A 16,788-nucleotide genomic window follows, 5' to 3' on the forward strand; every position below is an offset into this window, starting at 1 on the left:
CGCACCACCATCCGCGCGTGGCGCAACCGCCGACGAGTTCCGACGCGCCGGTCGCGACGACCGGCCGGAAGAGCTGGCGGACGTGTTCGAGGTCGTCAGTTGTCTGGCGACGTCCCTAGGGCTCACGATGGCTGATGTGGCCGCCCTAGCGGCGGACAAGCGGGAGCGGCGCGGTGGCTTCGCAGATCGCGTTCGGTTGGAATGACGCGGTATCAGCCTCTGGCCTGTTCCTTGATGGACGCCAGGTGACCGCGCAGATCCTCCATCCCGTCCGCCGTCAGTCCTAGCGCCTCGCCGTGCTCGGTGGCGGCCGCCTCGAAGATCTCGACCAGGGGCGCGTACTTGCGCAGCAGCTTCGTGCGCTTGGCGTCGTCCGCGAGATACTTGAGACTGCCGGCGTTGTCGACGAAGTCGGACACCTTGACCAGGAAGACCTTGGGATCGCGGATTACAGTCGTCACGTGTTCGGCGTACTGCGTTGCGCGATCCTGGCCGTTCTTCGGCGGGGTGGTCACGGCATCGACGAGTCTGGCGACTTCCGTGCCGAAGTGGGTTTCGATAGCGCCGAGTGCAGTCGAGCCACCGAGTACATCGACGATGCGGTCGGACTGGTCCTCGACGGTGTCGTGAAGGGCCGTAGCCACCAGAACATCGAGCTGCGAACACCCGTACCTGCTCATTCGCAGCACATTTCGAGACGGATGAGTGATGTAGGGGTCGTTGATCTGGTCACCGCGAGCGGTGCGGCGCTGCATCAAGTGGGCGTACGACGCCACAGCGAGCGCATCCTGCAGAGCGGAGGTGTCGAGTCCGCGGCTACCTACCTCGTTGCGAATGGCGTGGGCGAGTAACGATGGATCCATGTCTTTCAGAGGAACATCGCGCACTGCGCGGGTGATGGCATCGGACGTCGACGGCATGGTGTCCTTTCGGTCGGAGGTCAGGAAGTGCGGGGGAGGTGGTCGACGAATTCGTACGAGCATCCCAGGGAACTGCGCTTGTCCGTGACACCGTTCTGGCGGAACCACGAGACGCACGCGTTGGCGATCAGCTGCGTGTCACGGGTGAACAGGTAGCCGTCCGTGCAGTCGTCGAAATGATCGTCGTGATGCCAATGGTCCAGCTCCAACCCCTCGACGCCATGGTCGGCCAGTCGGAGTCGCTGGAGAACGGCTCGCGATCGTCGCACCATGTACACACCGTCGTCGAGGACGTGGATCTGCGCGTTGAACACGTCGCCCTCGTCGTCGGGGTCGTAGTCGTTGGGGCCCAGTTCGATGATGAGGCCGGCAGGCTTGTCGAACATCGATTCCACCAACCATGCTGCGGTGCCGTCGGAATCGTCGACGGGCAGAACTCGGCCGTATCCGTCGGTGATGTTGTCGAGTAGGCCACCGCTGGGCAGGGGAGCGATCCATGCGTCGATGGCGTCGCCGTTCCTGCGAAGGTTCGCGATACCGTCGTCGGTCAACCAGGCGGGACCGTGGAAGAACTGCTCGACGCCCGACATGCCGTCTGAATTGGTGTATTTCGCGTACCAATTGTCGAGGTCGACATCCTTGTCGGTGACGACGACGCATCTGGTGCCGTCGATGCGGAGTGCGTACTGCCACTGTGGGATTGCAGTCGGTCGCCTGTCGACGCTCGGACGAGAGTGCTCCCGTTTCCAGACCGCGGTCTCGACTGCTCTGATGCGCGTGATGGACCACTCTCCACTGATGGAGTGCAAGGATTTCGCCGTGAGCTGGCAGGCCCAGGACACGTCGCGGTCGCGCCTCGACACGATGATGTGGTCGAGTCCGTTCTCGGCGACGACGGCGTCGGCGCGCTCGCCGAACGGGAAGTGCCGGGCGAGCTCGATAGCGCCGTGATCGGCATCGAATGGCTCGATCTCGATGATGACGGTGTACCGGGTGCCCTCACTCGCCGGCAGTCGGCGAGTGCGGGGGAGGCGACTGTCGGCCATGTGAGGGCTGGTGGACCAGAGGTCCGACCGGCTCGTCTCGACACCGAGGACGCTCCACTCCTCTGCGAGCCTGTCGACAGCATGGAGAGCAGCCTGTCCGGAGACCCACCATCCGCTGCCGGGTACGTCGAGGACGACGCGTGCATGACCGAGTAGGGATCGGTCGATCCTGGCCGCGTCGTCACCGACCTGGTGCAGCAGCCGGAGGTACTCGTCCGGTTCGATCTGGTCGAAGGGCCGGTCGATCTCGACGGCGACGGTGAATCCGGGGTTGCCGGCGGGGATACCGCCCAAGCCGCGACTGTCGTGGTCCATGGGGTTCTCGATTCTGTGCGAACAGCTAGCTCGACGTCGGAGAACCGAGCGTCGGTGGCAGGAATCATCCGTCTGCCTACTCACTGTTTACAGCAGGGCACCGACATGTTTCGAGCCCGAACCCACTTGCCCTCTACGCGCGCTCCATCACCCGTCGTGCCCGCTTCGCGACTGCCTCGTCGATGAGGTGACCGTCCTGGTCGACCCCGGCCCCACCGGACTCGAGGGCGGAGAGCACGGCGCGTGCTCGGGTGACGTCCTCGGGCGTGGGCTCGAACACCGCGCGCGCCGCCGGGACCTGGGCCGGGTGGATGCACGCGCGGCCCACGAAGCCGAGACGCGACAGCGACTGCGTGTCCGCGGTGAACGCGTCGAGGTCGCGGAAGTTGCGGGACACGGCCCCCAGCGGGGGGAGGAGGCCTGCGGCGGCGCTGGCCGCGACCACCTGTGACCGCGCGAACAGCAGCGCGCTGGGGTCCGATTCGCCGTCGATACCGAGGTCGACGGCGAGATCGGCCTCACCGATCTGCAGGAAGCGCACGCGGGGTCCTTGCGCGATGGCCAGCGCGTCGAACAGCGCCGCACCCGTCTCGAGCAACGGCGACACCGCGGCGTGTGGACACACGTCGGCGAGCACCCGATCGGCGATCGCGATCTCCTCGGGTGACCCCACCTTGGGGAGCCACACCCCGGTCAGCCGGGCATGCGCCACCGCGCGAATGTCGGCCTCCTGCAGCGGGCCCGGGTTGACGCGCACCCACACCTCGACGTCACCGGGCTCGCACGTAGCGACCCAGGCGGCGACCTCCGCGCGTGCGGAGTCCTTGTCCCGCAGAGCGACTGCATCCTCGAGATCGAGCACGACGGCGTCCGCACCCGAGGCGAGCGCCTTGTCGAAGCGGGCCGGCATGTCGCCGGGGACGTAGAGGTAGGTGAGCGCCCCACTCACCCGATCACGCTCGATCCCGCGACCAACGACTTCGCGATGACGGTGCGCATGATGTCGTTGGTTCCCTCGCCGATGGCCATGAGCGGCGCGTCGCGGTAGAGACGCTCGACGACGAACTCGGTCGAGTAGCCGTAGCCGCCGTGAATGCGCATGGCCTCGAGGCTGGCGGTGATGGCGGCCTCCGACGCGAAGTACTTGGCCATGCCCGCCTCCATGTCGACGCGCTTGCCCGAATCTGCCTGCGATGCAGCCCAGTAGGTCATGAGTCGGGCCGCCTGCAGCTGCGTGGCGATGTCGGCGATCTTCAACTGGATCGCCTGGAACTCGGCGATGGGCTGCCCGAAGGCGGTGCGCTCCTTCGCGTACTGCAGCGCGGCGTCGTAGGCCGCCTGCGCGATTCCCACACTGCGACCCGCGATGTTGAGTCGACCGATCTCGAGTCCAGACAACGCCTGCTGCAGTCCACGGCCCTCGACGCCGCCGAGGAGTGCGTCGACCGGCACCCGAACGTTGTCGAAGCTGATCTCACACGACTCGGTGCCCTTGTAACCGAGCTTGCCCATGTCACGCTGGACCTCGAAACCCTCACTGGTGGTGTCGATGAGCAGCAGGCTCATGCCCTTGTGGGGAGGTGTGGCGGAGGTGTCGGTCTTCACCAGCACGGGCAGGACGTTCGCATGCCGCGCGTTGGTGATCCACGTCTTCGCGCCGTTCACGACGTAGTGGTCGCCGTCGCGCTTGGCGGTGGTCTTGATGCCCTGCAGGTCCGTGCCCGCACCTGGCTCGGTGAGGCCGACGCCGGTGCGCCACTCACCCGTGGCCAGCTTCGGGAGGAGAGACTGCTTCTGCTCGTCCGTGCCGTGCTTGGCGATCATCCAGCACGAGAGGTTGTGGCTGCCGACGATGCCGGCAATGCCCATCCATCCACGCGCCAACTCCTCGTAGACGAGAGTGAAGGAGACCTTGTCGAGTTCGAGGCCGCCGTACTCCTCCGGCGTCGTGATCCCGAACAGGCCCATTGCCTTCATGTGGTCGACGATCTCCGTGGGGTAGCGGCCGGTCTTCTCCCATTCGTTCGCGACCGGGACGATCTCCTTGTCCACGAAGGTGCGCAATGCCTTACGGAACGCCGTCTGCTGTTCGTCGTACGTGAAATCCATGGTGGTGTCCTTCTTCCAGGCGAGGGTCAGGGGGCGGGCGCGATGGCCGCGGCGAGATCGAGCACGGCGGAGAGGTCGTGTTCGTCGGCGAGTCCGAGAACGCGATCGGCGAGTTCGTCCGCACGAGCGTCGTGGCCGCAGTTGCCGAGAAACTTCTCCCGCAGTGCCGCGTCGTCGAGTGGGAATGCGGCACTGCCGCGACTTCCGCCGACGTCTCCCACGAGCACACGGCCGTCGGCGAGGGTGATGGTGGCGTGTCCGGGAGCGGCGGCCGCGGGCCCGTCGGTGGGACGTTCGACGACGCGGACCGTGCGCGCCGTCGTCAGCACGTCGGCTCGGGCGATCGACGCGTCGGTGTAGGTGGAGACGTCGACTGCCCCGTCGCGCAGCAACGCGGCCACGCTCCACGGCAGATCGAACTTGCCGTCGTACGTGCTGCGCGGGGAGGCGACGCCCGTGTTGGGTCCGCACACGAACGGGGTGGAGTCCGGGTGGACCAGCACTTCGATGTCACGGATGTCGTCGACGTGGACATCGTGGCCCGCGACAGCGGCGGACACCGCGTCGAGGGTGACGTGCATCAGCTGGCAACTGGGGTAAGGCTTGATGCCGATCCCCAGTGCTTCCCAGCGGGTTCCGAATCCGTCGGTCAGAACGGTCAGGTCGACGGGTCGATCGGTGAGTGCCGCATAGACGCCCCGTCGCCCTTCCAACACGGAGCCCGGTCCGGTGGCGCCGGCGGCTGCGAGGCGGGTGGCCAGGATGCCGTTGAAGCTGGCCGTGCCGGGGTGCAGCGCTTTCGTGTCGGCATCGGTGTCGAGGAACTCGAGGAGACCGGAGCTCGACGATCCAGCGATGCCGAGCGCATGGACCAGAGTCTCACTGTCGAACTTCCCGAGCCGCCCGGCGACGACGGCCGCGGCGAACGGGCCCACCGCCGCGGTCGCGTGGATCCCCCGAGCGTGGAACCCGTGGGGACTGACAGCGCCCAGTCGGCAGGCCGTCTCGAGGCCGAGTGTCGCGGCTGTGAGTACCTCGGCACCGGTGGCGTGGGTCTGCTGGCCGACGGCGAAGGCTGCCGGCAGGGTGACGGCGGTGGCGTGGACGAGCGCCCCGGCGTGCGTGTCGTCGAAGTCGAGCGCGTGCACCAGAACGCCGGTGGCCAGGGCGGCGGCCGGCGCGGACAGGGCGCGGGTTCCCGTCAACGGGCGGGCCTCGGGAGGGCCGCCCAGACCGTCGGCGACGGTCCATGCGGCGCGTCCGTGGCCCAGACGCTGCGCGGCCACCGCGGTACCCACCGAATCGAGCAGGTGACGAGCGGTCGCGTGCCGCACGGCCGGCGGCACATCGTCGAGGGTCACTCCCGTCGCCCACTCGGACAGCACTGTGGAGGTCACGCGTGTGCCTCGGCCGTCACCTCGCCGAAGGCGCCGCTACGGCGCAGGCTGGCGATGGTCTCCTCGTCGTAGCCGAGGTCGGCCACGATCTCCTCGAGGTTCTCCCCGCGCTGCGGTGCACGTCGGTATTCGGGACGCTGCGGCCCGAAGTTGACGGGGGAGGCGAGTTGGCGCACCGTGTCGTACACCGGGTGCTCGGTCTCGACGATGAGATTGCGTGCGAGCGTGTGGGGTTCGGTGAGCGCGTGCGCCACGTCGTTGATCGGTCCGGACGGAACGCCTGCCGGGCCCAGCAGCGACAACCAATGTGCGACGGTGTCGGTGGCGAACACGTCCTCCAACATCGGCAGCAGAACGTCCTTGTTCTGCCCCCGCAGGGAAAAGCTCGCGAAGCGAGGATCGGCACCGAGATCGGGTCGGCCGATGGCGACGACGAGCCGTTCCCAGAACTTCTCCTTGGCGCAGCCGACGATGAGCCAGCCGTCCGTGGCCTCGAAGGCCTGGAACGGGACCAGCGACGGGTGGGCCGAATTCTTGGTTCGCACCGGCTCGAAACCCGCGTTGAGATGCCACGTCGCGGGATACGTCAACAGCGACATCGCGGTGTCGTACAGCGACACGTCGCAGTCCCCGCCGACACCGTCGCGCCGCGCGGCGTGCAGACCGGAGAGCAGGCTGATCGCGGCGACGAACCCGCCCGAGTAGTCCACCAGCGAGAGACCGGATTTGGTGGGTGGGCCGTCGGGATCACCGGTGACGCTCATCCAGCCCGCGAGTCCCTGCAGGATGTAGTCGTAGCCGGGTTCCTTCGCGCGCGGACCGGTCATACCGAACCCGGTCAGGCTGCAGCAGACGATGGCGGGGTTGAGGTGCTTGAGGTCGTCGTACGTGATGCCGATCTTGGCGGGAACGTCACCGCGCAGGTTCGAATAGACTGCGTCGCTGGACTTCACGAGGTCCTCGAAGACGGAGCGCCCGGCGGGTGTGGAGAGATCGAGCGACAGACTGCGTTTGTTGCGGTTGAACGTCTCGAAGAAGAGCGAGTCCTCGCCCTCGTTGAACGGCGGCACGTACCGGCCGACGTCACCGCCGACGTTGGGGTCCTCGATCTTGATGACGTCGGCACCGAGGTCGGCGAGGTGAAGACTGCCGAACGGGCCTGCGCCGTACTGTTCCAGCGAGATGATGCGGACATCCTCGAGTGGTTTCATCGTGCGTCGCCTTTCGTGTCGGACGGCAGCTGCAGCGGACCGCTCTGCGCCTCCGGGAAGTAGTTCTGGCCGATGCCGCTCTCTCGCGTCGCCACCATGACGGAGCGTTTCCACGAGATGACCTCCACGCCATCCTGATTGAGGCCACGGGTGATCATCGAGACGATGCCGGCATAGGGGCGGGACTCGGAGAGTCGCAGGCCCGTGCAGATGCTCTCTGCGTACAGCGTGTCGCCCTCGTACACGGGGTGAGACATCTTGATGTCGGTGAACGCGAGATTGGAGATCGCGTTCTGGCTCATGTCGAGTACGGAGATGCCGAGAATCACCGCAACCGTGAAGCCCGAGTTCACGATGACGCGCCCCTCGGTGATCGGGTTCTGCGCCGCGAGATGTGCGTTGAAGTGATTCTGGTTCGTGTTCATCGACAGCAGCGTGATCCACGTGTTGTCGGCCTGCGAGACGGTGCGTCCCAGAGGGTGCTGGTAGACGTCACCCACCACGTAATCCTCGAAGAAGCGCCCTAGAACGGCCGGATGGACTGCCACGGTGTCTCCCTGTGTCGGTCGGCGAAGCCTGCACCTGAACCATAAACATCAGATGATTAGACCGTCAAGGGGGAGTTCTGACCGGATCTGCGAGATCTGATGCGGTCAATTCTCACGAAAGAGCAGATGTTTGGTGCTACTGAGTGCGCAGCTTGTCCATCTGTCGGTAGGAGCCGCCCAGATGGTCGAGGTGGCGACGCATCATGTCCATCGCGGACATCGAGTCGCCCGCGGCGACGACGTCGAGAATCGCCCGATGGTCGTGGTCGACGCACTGCCAGAAGCCCTCCGGCGCGTGATCACGACCGAAACGCTTCGACAGCACCCGGAACACCGGTGCCGTGATGAGTTCGAGCAGGGGATTCTGCGCAGCGCGCAGCAGGACGAGGTGGAACTCCTGGTTCTTGACGAAGGTCTCCGGCCCCTGGGCGTCGGTGGGATCGAAGATCGAGGCGCGCAGTTGATCGAGGTGGTCCTCGGTGCGGCGGAAGGCGGCCATGCCCGCCGCAGGCACCTCCATGAGGTTGCGTACCTCCATCAGCTGGTCGACAGTGACGGCATCGGCCGTGGTCATGAGCGCGACACCGGTTTCGAGGTGCTCGCTGATGTGGCCGACGCTGGGCACCGCCACGAAGCTGCCGCCCGTGACGCCGCGAGTGGTGAGGATCAAATTCTGGCTAGCCAACGACCGTAGGGCTTCGCGGATGGTGCTCCGGCCGACGCCGAACTCCGCCGTCAGTTCCGTGTCGCTGGGGAGGCGCTCACCCGGCTGCAGTTCGCCCGACAGGATGCGGTCGCGCAGTCGTGTCGCGAGTGCGGCGTAGGCCGGCGTGCTCTTGGCGCTCGGATCGGCGGTCGAGGATTCGGGCACTGAGGCGGGCCTCTCGGTCGGTCGTCCGGCTCGTGACGACGGGCGATCACGTGGGGCGACGGTGGCGGAACAGCACGAGCGTAGCGCGAGCGACTGCGGCGAGCAGCGGCATCCGAAGATCGGGCACCATGGCAATACATCGGCTGTTTAGGGTGTCGAATGCCGTCGAGTGGGACTGAAGGGCACCTGACGAGGCGTCACCTGCCCAAAACATCAGAGGTATTGCATTCGGGCACAGGGTGGCGCACTATGACTCGGGTCACCTTCGCAGGGTGCACAGAGACCCCGCACGGACTCCCGGACTGCAGCGACGCGTCCCGGTCGTCCCACTCCTGCTCCCCACGTGAGAGCCGACAGAATTGGATGGCACATGAAACGAATCGGAGTCGACGTCGGTGGAACCTTCACCGACCTCGTGTTGTGGGACGACGACGGCACCGTGGTGGTGCACAAGACGCCGTCGACCAACCACGATCCCTCGATCGGCACGATGGACGGCATCGCTGTCCTGGCCGAGCGGGCGGGAATCGACCCGGCCGAGATCGACATGTTCTTCCACGGCACGACGGTGGCCACCAACATCGTCCTCGAGCACAACGGGTGCGACGTCGGAATGATCACGACGGAGGGGTTCCGCGACCTCCTGCACATCGCGCGCAAGAAGCGACCCCTGAACTACTCCAACTACCAGGATCTGCCGTGGCAGAAGTGGCAACTGGTACCGCGGCGGAACCGGCGCGTCGTTCCGGAGCGTATCGACGCCTCCGGCGCCGTCCTGACACCCCTGGACGAAGATGCTGTGCGGGAACAGGTTCGGCTCCTGCGCGAGCGAGGTGTCGACGCCATCGCCGTCGCTTTTCTGCACTCCTACCGCAACCCGACCCACGAGCAGCGGGTCAAGGCGATCATCGCCGAGGAGTTCCCCGGCGTCTTCGTGTCGCTGTCCAGTGAGGTCGCTCCGCAGTACCGCGAGTACGAGCGCTTCTCCACCGCCGCGCTCAATGCGTTCATCGGGCCGAAGACGTCGCAGTACATCGAGAACCTCGCACAGAAGGCGAGCGCGGCACAAGTCGGCGAGGACGTGCACCTCATGACCTCCGCCGGCGGACTGGTCACCTCCCGGAGCGCCAGTGAGATTCCCGTGTCACTGCTGACCAGCGGTGTGGTCGCCGGTCTCCTCGGCGGCTGCGCCATCGGCAAGGCGTCGGGCTTCCCCAGCGTCATCACCCTCGACGTCGGCGGCACCTCGGCGGACGTGGGAGTGGCGCCCGACGGCGCACTGCGGATGAAGCACCTCCTGGACACCCGCATCGGCGACTACCACGCGATGGTGCCGATGGCGGAGGTCGACACCATCGGCGCCGGCGGTGGCTCCATCGCGGTGGTCGACGACGGCGGCATGTTCCGCGTCGGACCGCGCAGCGCCGGTGCCGTTCCCGGACCTGCGTGCTACGGCCACGGCGGTACCGAGCCGACCTCGACCGACGCGATGGTCATGATGGGGTGGCTGCGCGAGAACAGTTTCCTGTCGGGCACCATGCGGGTTCAGCCGGAACTCGCCCGCACCGCCATCCAGACCCACATCGCCGACAAGCTGGACGCGCCTCTCGACGAGGCGGCGATGGGCATCTTCAAGATCCTCGCGCACTCCATGACGGAAGCCATCAGCCTGCACTCGGTGCGCAAGGGGTACGACCCCCGCGACTTCTCCCTCATCGCGGAAGGTGGAGCAGGGCCGCTGTTCGCGTGGCAGATCGCCGATCAGCTCGGTATCCCGCGCGTCATCGTGCCCGGCCACCCCGGCATCACGTCGGCGGTCGGTCTGCTCACCACCGACATCCGCTACGAGGAGCCCACCACGGTGTGGACCTCGTCGGCCGACCCGGACATCGAGCTGCTGCGTCAGCAGGTCGAGCGGCTGTCCGAGCAGGCAGTGGCCCAGTTGCGGGCGGACGGGGTCGCGCCGGAGAACATCTCGCTCGAGCGCAGCGTCGACTGCCGCTACGTGGGGCAAGGGTACGAGCTCCGCGTGCAGGCACCCGACGGCGAGATCGACGACGTCTGGGTGAAGACGACGGCCGAGGCCTTCCACGAGGCGCACGGGCGCACGTACTCCCAGCGCTTCGACGACAAGCCCGTGCAGCTGATCAACGTCCGTGTCACGGGCGTCGGTGCGGTGCCTCACGTGCGCATCGCCGACATCGAGAAGGGCACCACCGACGCCTCCGCCGCGATCAAGACCACGGCCCGCGCGCTTTTCTGGAAAGACGACACCGCGAAGCCCGAATGGGTCGAGACCCCGGTGTACGAGCGATCACTCCTGCTGGCGGGCAACCGGTTCGACGGACCCGCCATCGTCGAGCAGTTCGACTCGACCACCATCGTCGGAATGAATCAGCACGCCACCGTCGACGCCGTCGGCCACATCATCATCGAGAGGAACCTCGCATGAGCAAGACGCTGATGCCCACCACCGGAGTCTCGTTGGCGGGTGACTCCACGCGCACGTGGAACGACGTGGAGGTCGATCCGATCACGCTCCGGGTGATCGGCGGTGCTCTGCAGTCGATGGCCAAGGAGATGGCCCAGGTGCTCTACCGAATGGCGTACTCCAGCCTCATCCGCGAGTCGGAGGACCTCGGCGCCGGCATCTTCGACATCAACGGGCGTGAGCTGTGCGAGTCGGATTCAACACCGATGCACTGCGGTTCGATCCCCGCCTACATCCGGGGTGTCAACCGCAGGCTCGCGGGAACGTACGAGCCGGGTGACGTGATCCTGCACAACCATCCGTACCACGGCGCCGCACACTCGCCGGACTACGGCGTCATCATCCCGATCTTCTGGCAGGGCGAACACATCGGCTTCGCGGGCTGCACCGGCCACGTCTCCGACGTGGGCGGCAACTTCCCCGGACTGTGCATGGACGTCGTCGACGTGTGGGCCGAGGGCAAGCTCATGGACTCGATGAAGATCTACCAGGCGGGCGTCCGCAACGACTACCTCATCCAGCACATTCTCGACAACGTCCGCACCCCCGAGCAGAACCGTGGCGACCTCGAGGCCCTCATCGCGTGCTCGCGGATCGGCGAGAAGCGCTTCACGGAGCTGCTCGAGAAGTACGGTCTCGACACCGTCATGAGTGCGGGCGAACGGTGGATGGACTACTCGGAGTCCATGCTGCGTGCGAAGATCCGCGAGATTCCCGACGGCAGCTACGAGGCACCGATCGGCTACCTCGACGACGACGGCAAGAACCGCGACGAGCCGCTGAAGGTGGCCGTACGCGTGCAGGTCGAGGGGGAGGACATCCTGATCGACCTCACCGGCTCGAACAGTCAGGTCCCCACCGCATTCAACGTCCCCTTCGAGGGGTCGGTCCTCCCGGTCGCGGTCTCGGCCATCCGGACCATCCTGTTGGACGAGGACCTCACCGAGGACTTCGTTCCGCAGAACGACGGCTGCTTCCGACCCGTCAAGGCGTACGCACCCGAGGGCACCATCTTCAACCCGGACTTCCCGGCGTCGTGCTTCGCGCGGTTCTCTCAGGTGAACCGGGTGTTCGACTCGATCAATCTCGCTCTCGCACCGGTCCTTCCGGACCATGCGATCGCAGGATCGTCCGCGGCGCTGTGTGCCATCGCGTACTCGGGAATCGCGCCCGACGGCGAGTCGTACTGGGTGTACATCGAGATCAACGAGGGGTCGTACGGCGGCCGCAACGGTAAGGACGGCATGGACGCCGTCGACGCGCTGATGGCCAACACCCGTAACAACCCCATCGAGGAGCTCGAGCTCAATCACGCCATGCGGGCGCTGCGATACGAGTTGCGTGACGAGGCACCTGCTCCCGGCAAGTGGCGTGGCGGTATCGGCAGCGTGCGCAAGTGGTTGATGGAGACCGACACATTCCTGGGCTCCGAGGCGGACAACCGCTCGGATCCGCCGGCGGGAGCTCTCGGTGGGCACCAGGGCGTCTCGGGTGCGTTCACTCGTAACGCCGGGACCGACCGCGAGGAGGTGCTCTACTCCAAGGTGACCCAGGAGACGATCCGTGCAGGGGAGACCCTGGAGATCAAGCTCCCGTCCGGTGGCGGCTTCGGCGATCCCTTCGAGCGGGACCCGTTCCAGGTGTTGAGCGACGTCTGGGACGAGTACCTCACCGAGGAGGACGCGCGACGCGATTACGGTGTGGTCGTGAACACCGCATCGTGGACCGTCGACGAGCACGCGACGGCGGAGCTGCGAGCGCGGAGCGCAGCCTGACCGAGAGTGGGGGACAGGCCGGTGAGACACCGGACCTGTCCCCGCTCGCTCTCGACCGTCGGTTGGGGAGCGTCATCCGGTGGATCGATGCACCCCCGGCCGGCGAGGGGCCTCTCGCGGGGAAGACCGTCGGGGTCAAGGACAACATCGACGTCGCCGGCATCGAGACCACCTGTGCCTCGGCCTACTTCACCGACCACCGGGCGGACCACGACGCTGACGTGGTGACACGCCTGCGTGCGGCCGGCGCTCGGGTGACCGCCAAACTGAACATGGCCGAGTTCGCCGTCGGCGTGACGTCGCAGAACTCGGCCGCGGGGCCGTCCCGCAACCCGTGGGACCTCGGCCGGATTCCGGGTGGCTCCAGCGGAGGCTCCGGTATCGCCGTCGCGGCGGGAATCGTGGACGCTGCGCTGGGTACCGACACCGGCGGTTCGGTCCGACTGCCCGCCGCTGCGTGCGGTGTCACCGGCCTGCGTCCGAGTAGAGGGTCGATCAGCACGGCCGGTGTTCACCCCGTCAGCGAGGAGTTCGACACGGTGGGCCCGATGGCGCGCACGGTCGGGGAGGTGGCCGCCCTGTTCGACGCACTGTCCTCCCGCTCGACCGAGAACGTCACGGGCACAGTCCGTGTCGGAGTGCCGGACGTGTTCATCTCCGCCGACGTGGACGAGGGTGTGGCCCGTACCGTCCGAAACGCCGTGAGCTTGTTCGCCGAGCTGGACGTGACGATCGTTCCCGTGTCGCTGCCCTTCGCGGCCGACGCCCAGGACATCGTCTACACGATCGTCTACAGCGATCTCGCGCGTCACCATCGAGCGAGGCTGCGTACGCAGCCGTCCCTGTTCCAGGCGGCAACCAGAGAACGAATCATGCTGGGACTCGGCATCACCGACGAGGATCGCGCCGCGGCGCACGAGGCGGGCGAACGGTTCCGAGCCCTGCTGCGTCCGGTCCTCGAGGACGTCGACCTGGTGCTGACCCCGACGATGCCCGTGGACGTGCCGCCCCTCGCCGGCGGTGACGACGTGGTCGCCCTGTCTCGACGGATGGGTCAGTTCACCTATCCGTGGTCGTTGCACGACGGACCGACTCTCGCGCTGCCGGTGGGGTTCCACCCACTGTCGGGGATGCCGGTCGGTGCCCAGCTCACCGCTGCGCGAAGTCGAGAGGGTGTGCTCTTCGAGGCAGGGATGCGGTATCAGGGCACGACGGACTGGCACGAGCGACGCCCTGGCCCGCCATACATCAGATGATTGAGCGGCAATTGTCGGAATACCGGTGACAAATCACCACGAACGCTGTCAATCATCGTATGTATCCCGTAAAGTCTGTGTTGCGTGGATCACCAACCGCACTGCAGCCGAACGGATCAGGCGTCGGAGACGCCTCTCGTGGTCCGTCACCACATCGACCAGCCAGCGAGGAACAGATGTACAGACGCAGAGTCGCGCCGCTTTTGGCGGTACTCGGACTGACCGTCGGACTGACCGCCTGCAGTTCGGGACCGGGCCGCGACGCAGACCCCGCGAACCCCGTCACCATCGACGTGACGGTGTCGGCTGCCGCCGAGATCTACAGCATCCCGTGGCTCGTCGCACAGAAGCAGGGACTGTTCGAGAAGTACGGCGTCATCGTCGAGAACATCGTTCCGGGCAAGGGCGGCAGCGCGACCATGCGCACCCTCCTCGACGGCAACATCCCCATCGGTGAGGTCAGCTACCCCTCCATCGTGCAGGCCGACGCCGGTGGGTCCGAGCTGCGTATCGTGGGTGGCGGTACCCAGGGTCCGTATCCGATGAATTTCTATGCGCTGGCGTCGAACTCGGCGGTCGACTCGATCGACGACGTCCGCCGGTGGGCGTACACGCGACCGAACTCCGCGTCGGACGCGCTCACCCGATTATTGCCCTCCCTCGCCGGCGCAGATCCTGCGCGGATCGAGCGCGTGTCGTCGGGTGGAATCGGGGAGGGGTTGGCCCTGCTCGAAGCGGGTTCCGTCGACATCGCCCTGATTCCGTCCATCGTCGCCGAACAGCGGCCGGAGGACTTCAAGCTCATCGTCAGCAGCCCCGACTACATGAAGAGATTCCTGCAGTCGACCATCACCACGACCAAGGACTATGCCGCGAGCAACCCCGGCGTCGTCCGCGCCATCAACCACGGGTACACCGACGCGGTCGCCTCGATCAAGGCAGACCCCGTCGCAGCCGCCCGAATCTATGCGGACTACACAGGATTCGACGTCGAGTCGGCCACCGCCGTCGTCGAACGTGCCTCGTCCGTGGACACCTGGGGCGGCGGATTCGACGCGGCATCCGTCGAGGCCGCCCAGTCGGGTGTGGACGCGTCGGGCAGCGACCGTGTGCCCGATTTCTGCACCCTGTTCGATCCCGAGTTCCTCGCCCCCGACGTCGACGCCGACGTTCCCGGCAACTGCCCCGCCTGACCTGCTCCTCGAGAAGAAGGTATCGACGTGACCCACGCTGCGACCAGACCCCGACCCGAGACGTCGTCGGCCATAGCCATCGCCTCCTCGGTCTCCCGACACTTCGGTGACGTGACCGCCCTGCACGAGATCGACCTGACCATCGGGCGCGGTGAGTTCGTGTCGATCGTCGGTCCGAGTGGATGCGGGAAGTCGACACTTCTCGAGATCTTCGCAGGCCTGCAGGATCATGACAGCGGTACGGTGACCATCGACGACCAGCCGATGAGTGGACCGCGCACCAAGACGGCAGTGATCTTCCAGGAGTCCGCGACGTTGCCGTGGCGCACCATTCGCGACAACGTCGCCTTCGCACTCGAAGTGCGGGGAGTCGGCAAGAAGGAGCGCCGCGAGCGCGCGGACGAGTTGCTCGCGACCGTCGGGCTCGCGCGATTCGGCGACCACTACCCGACGCAGCTGTCGGGCGGTATGCGACAGCGCGTCGCCATCGCACGGTGCCTGTCGATGGAGCCCGATCTCGTTCTCGCCGACGAGCCCTTCGGCGCTCTCGACGAGCAGACCCGGCTCGTGATGTCCTACGAGTTGTTGAAGATCGTCGAGAAGCTCACCTGCGGAGTCCTGTTCATCACGCACAGCATCCAGGAGGCCGTGCTGCTCTCCGACCGCGTGCTCGTGATGAGCGCCCGCCCGGGCCGATTCATCGACGAGGTACCGATCGATCTGCCGCGGCCCCGGTCCGAGGACGTGCTGGCCAGTCCCGATGCCGTCGCGTTGCACGAGCGCATCTGGTCGACGCTGCGGGACGAAGCCAAGAAGACGATGAGCATCGAGCCGTGAGCACCACCGAACGCAGCTCCGTCGTTCCCGGTTATCTGCGGCCGGCACCCGCCACGTCACTGGGGTTACCGGCGTGGGGGTGGACGGTGGTCATCCTGGTCGCTGCATTGGTGGCCGTCGACATCGCGGCACGATTCTTCGCGTCCCCCCTCGACATCGTTCCGGTGTCCGACATGTTCTTCACCGCCCTCCGACTGTTGACCGACACGGACTTCCTCGTCGACGCTCTCGGGCGGACGCTCGGCATCATCGTGGTCGCGTTCGTGCTCAGTTCCGTGACCGGGGTGGCCGCGGCCTACGTCCTGTGGCGATTCGAGCTGTGGGACAGAGCGTTCCAGCCGTACCTGAACGTGTACTACGCGGTGCCCACCTTCGCGCTCTACCCGATCATGGTGGTGCTGTTCGGTGCCGGCGTCGCACCCATCGCCATCCTGTCGACCATCTTCGCGTTCGGTGTGGTGGCCCTCAACGCGCGCACTGGCTTCAACGCCGTGTCGCCCATCGTCACCAAACTGGGCACCACGCTGATGCTCAGCCGCTGGCAGTACTTTCGGTCGATTCTCTTACCGTACGCGTTGCCCAACATCGTGACAGGCCTCAAGCTGGGGCTCTCCTACGCGATCATCTCGGTGCTCGCCAGCGAGTTCATCCTGTCCACACAGGGTCTCGGGCATTTCATCTCCATCGCGTACGACAGCTTCGACATCGCCGACATGTACGCAGGCATCCTCGTGGTCGCGGCCATCGCCCTGATCGCGACGTTCGGCATCTCCGCCGCCCTCAACCGATTCGATTGGAGGCGTCGCTGATGAGTCGCTC

At 66.4% G+C, this 16,788-nt stretch carries 14 protein-coding genes and 1 pseudogene; 7 read left to right on the top strand and 8 right to left on the bottom strand.

Translation table 11 applies throughout. The annotated features are described in order from the left end of the window. Positions 1 to 43: 43 nt before the first annotated feature. Positions 44 to 205 (top strand): annotated as a pseudogene (locus OG947_RS22680) (MazG nucleotide pyrophosphohydrolase domain-containing protein); the annotation flags it as partial. 7 nt (positions 206 to 212) lie between these two features. Here OG947_RS22680 and OG947_RS15955 read toward each other — a convergent pair. From OG947_RS15955 to OG947_RS15990, 8 genes are all read right to left on the bottom strand, one after another. Further along, complete coding sequence (locus OG947_RS15955) at positions 213 to 920, bottom strand: HD domain-containing protein (RefSeq protein WP_328812324.1); 708 nt, start codon at positions 918 to 920, stop codon at positions 213 to 215. A 20-nt stretch (positions 921 to 940) separates the two neighbouring features. Next, a complete protein-coding gene (locus OG947_RS15960; protein WP_328812325.1) occupies positions 941 to 2,281 on the bottom strand; it encodes a hypothetical protein in 1,341 nt (446 codons plus the stop codon). A gap of 133 nt (positions 2,282 to 2,414) precedes the next feature. Beyond that, positions 2,415 to 3,230 carry an HpcH/HpaI aldolase/citrate lyase family protein gene (locus OG947_RS15965; RefSeq protein ID WP_037185149.1) on the bottom strand — a complete coding sequence of 272 codons (816 nt, stop codon included), beginning with the start codon at positions 3,228 to 3,230 and terminating at the stop codon, positions 2,415 to 2,417. Continuing rightward, positions 3,227 to 4,390, bottom strand: coding sequence for an acyl-CoA dehydrogenase family protein (locus tag OG947_RS15970; RefSeq protein ID WP_027504872.1), 1,164 nt, complete (start codon positions 4,388 to 4,390; stop codon positions 3,227 to 3,229). The genes OG947_RS15965 and OG947_RS15970 overlap by 4 nt, the downstream gene beginning before the upstream one ends. Before the next feature lie 26 nt (positions 4,391 to 4,416). Further along, the gene (locus tag OG947_RS15975; protein WP_328812327.1) at positions 4,417 to 5,787 is read right to left on the bottom strand and encodes an MmgE/PrpD family protein; all 1,371 of its coding nucleotides are present in this window, start codon (positions 5,785 to 5,787) and stop codon (positions 4,417 to 4,419) included. Continuing rightward, positions 5,784 to 6,998: a CaiB/BaiF CoA transferase family protein gene (locus OG947_RS15980; protein ID WP_204868763.1), complete on the bottom strand. Its 1,215-nt coding sequence runs from the start codon at positions 6,996 to 6,998 to the stop codon at positions 5,784 to 5,786. Before OG947_RS15980 ends, OG947_RS15975 begins: the two co-directional genes overlap by 4 nt. Then, the gene (locus OG947_RS15985; RefSeq protein WP_027504875.1) at positions 6,995 to 7,546 is read right to left on the bottom strand and encodes a MaoC family dehydratase; all 552 of its coding nucleotides are present in this window, start codon (positions 7,544 to 7,546) and stop codon (positions 6,995 to 6,997) included. The genes OG947_RS15980 and OG947_RS15985 overlap by 4 nt, the downstream gene beginning before the upstream one ends. Before the next feature lie 136 nt (positions 7,547 to 7,682). Further along, positions 7,683 to 8,417, bottom strand: coding sequence for a FadR/GntR family transcriptional regulator (locus tag OG947_RS15990; protein ID WP_027504876.1), 735 nt, complete (start codon positions 8,415 to 8,417; stop codon positions 7,683 to 7,685). Positions 8,418 to 8,787: 370 nt separating this feature from the next. On the opposite strand from OG947_RS15990, the gene OG947_RS15995 reads away from it, so the two are divergent. The 6 genes from OG947_RS15995 (at position 8,788) to OG947_RS16020 (ending at position 16,778) form a co-directional block, all read left to right on the top strand. Beyond that, positions 8,788 to 10,869, top strand: coding sequence for a hydantoinase/oxoprolinase family protein (locus tag OG947_RS15995; protein WP_328812329.1), 2,082 nt, complete (start codon positions 8,788 to 8,790; stop codon positions 10,867 to 10,869). Beyond that, positions 10,866 to 12,683, top strand: coding sequence for a hydantoinase B/oxoprolinase family protein (locus tag OG947_RS16000; protein WP_328812330.1), 1,818 nt, complete (start codon positions 10,866 to 10,868; stop codon positions 12,681 to 12,683). The genes OG947_RS15995 and OG947_RS16000 overlap by 4 nt, the downstream gene beginning before the upstream one ends. After that, complete coding sequence (locus tag OG947_RS16005) at positions 12,629 to 13,939, top strand: amidase (RefSeq protein ID WP_328812331.1); 1,311 nt, start codon at positions 12,629 to 12,631, stop codon at positions 13,937 to 13,939. Before OG947_RS16000 ends, OG947_RS16005 begins: the two co-directional genes overlap by 55 nt. Positions 13,940 to 14,115: 176 nt before the next feature. Then, positions 14,116 to 15,132: an ABC transporter substrate-binding protein gene (locus OG947_RS16010; protein WP_027504879.1), complete on the top strand. Its 1,017-nt coding sequence runs from the start codon at positions 14,116 to 14,118 to the stop codon at positions 15,130 to 15,132. Positions 15,133 to 15,159: 27 nt separating this feature from the next. Further along, positions 15,160 to 15,969, top strand: a complete 810-nt coding sequence (locus OG947_RS16015; protein WP_037184864.1) for an ABC transporter ATP-binding protein — start codon at positions 15,160 to 15,162, stop codon at positions 15,967 to 15,969. Further along, on the top strand, positions 15,966 to 16,778 hold the full coding sequence (locus tag OG947_RS16020; RefSeq protein ID WP_328812332.1) for an ABC transporter permease: 813 nt from the start codon (positions 15,966 to 15,968) through the stop codon (positions 16,776 to 16,778). Before OG947_RS16015 ends, OG947_RS16020 begins: the two co-directional genes overlap by 4 nt. Positions 16,779 to 16,788 lie beyond the last annotated feature (10 nt).

Origin of the sequence: Rhodococcus sp. NBC_00297, assembly GCF_036173065.1 — a bacterium.
Classification (GTDB): Bacteria; Actinomycetota; Actinomycetes; order Mycobacteriales; family Mycobacteriaceae; genus Rhodococcoides.

Coding starts and splice junctions, on each gene's coding strand:
- OG947_RS15970 (WP_027504872.1), bottom strand. CDS start 4,390: ATGGATTTCACGTACGACGAACAGCAGACGGCGTTCCGTAAGGCATTG.
- OG947_RS15960 (WP_328812325.1), bottom strand. CDS start 2,281: ATGGACCACGACAGTCGCGGCTTGGGCGGTATCCCCGCCGGCAACCCC.
- OG947_RS15995 (WP_328812329.1), top strand. CDS start 8,788: ATGAAACGAATCGGAGTCGACGTCGGTGGAACCTTCACCGACCTCGTG.
- OG947_RS15955 (WP_328812324.1), bottom strand. CDS start 920: ATGCCGTCGACGTCCGATGCCATCACCCGCGCAGTGCGCGATGTTCCT.
- OG947_RS15980 (WP_204868763.1), bottom strand. CDS start 6,998: ATGAAACCACTCGAGGATGTCCGCATCATCTCGCTGGAACAGTACGGC.
- OG947_RS16010 (WP_027504879.1), top strand. CDS start 14,116: ATGTACAGACGCAGAGTCGCGCCGCTTTTGGCGGTACTCGGACTGACC.
- OG947_RS16000 (WP_328812330.1), top strand. CDS start 10,866: ATGAGCAAGACGCTGATGCCCACCACCGGAGTCTCGTTGGCGGGTGAC.